The organism is Oleiphilus sp. HI0066 (assembly GCF_001635725.1).
The window spans coordinates 1-1,104 of the sequence record NZ_LWFH01001295.1 but is presented as its reverse complement, the minus strand read 5'-3'; the positions used below and the strand labels follow the sequence as shown (position 1 = coordinate 1,104).

Here is a 1,104-nt window from a genome sequence, read left to right as displayed (position 1 = left end):
AAGTCTAACAAGCCCGCTAGGCCGACAACGATGTTCAAGCCAAGGCCTAACATCACATAGATAAGTACCAGAGTTGCGAGGTCGATAGAGCCACGGCTCACCATAAACGGCCAAACTAGCGCGATCAAAATGATTGCGAAAGTAAACCAGTTTTCTAATTTTGCTTTCTTCGCCGGTTCTAGTGATTGATAACCGGTATTAAAACTTGGTTTAGGAATGTGGCTAAATAATCCAGTGAACTGGTCTCTGAATAATTGGAAGAAAAATACGATCGCAACGGCAGCACCGATATACATCCAAGTCGTTGGCCCCGCACCTTCAATAGACATTGAAGTGCCGCCTGTAACCAAGTTGAGGCCCAGTAAAGGGAAGGACACGATTAAGGTGATGATTGCAGTAAATACTGCATGACTGAAATTCGATTTCATTAGACTTTCTCAACCTCTTGTTTGCCTAGTAAGCCAGTCGGCTTAAATAAGAGGATTAGAACGAGAAGACTAAATGACACGGCGTCTTTCCATTCTGAGCTAATATACGCTGCAGTTAAGCTTTCCGTTAAACCTAGAATAATTCCGCCGAGCATAGCGCCAGGAATGCTCCCAATGCCACCAAGTACCGCTGCGGTAAATGCTTTCAGTCCGGCAATAAAACCAATATGTGGATTGGCAACGCCGTAATAAAGGCCAAGTAATAAGCCCGCGACAGCCGCTAAAGAAGCGCCAATGACAAATGTTGCAGAGATCACTCGGTTAGTATTAATGCCAAGCAGATTTGCCATCTTGATGTCTTCAGCAACAGCGCGACATGCTCGTCCCATTCGTGACTTAGAAATAAATAATGTGAGTGCCGACATGCAGATAAATGTCGCTATAAAAATAATCAGCTGCATGTAAGACAGAGATGCTTGGAAGTTTTCAGTACCGAAAGTCCAACCGCCACTAATCATAGGAGGAATCGCAACATCGCGAGCGCCTTGCGCATTCACTACAAAGTTTTGTAGAAAGATAGACATACCAATTGCAGAGATTAAAGGAATTAATCGATTCGCTCCGCGCAGAGGTCTATATGCTGTTCTTTCAATCGCCCAGCCGAAAGAACTCGATA

The 1,104-nt window shown here is 44.4% G+C and carries 2 protein-coding genes; both read right to left on the bottom strand.

Features of this window, described 5'->3' with window-relative positions:
- Positions 1–428 (bottom strand): DUF3382 domain-containing protein (locus tag A3738_RS32415; protein ID WP_156504340.1); only part of this gene is annotated, 428 nt, incomplete at its 3' end.
- Positions 428–1,104 (bottom strand): branched-chain amino acid ABC transporter permease LivH (locus A3738_RS18805; protein WP_068763779.1); only part of this gene is annotated, 677 nt, incomplete at its 5' end. The genes A3738_RS18805 and A3738_RS32415, both read right to left, overlap by 1 nt.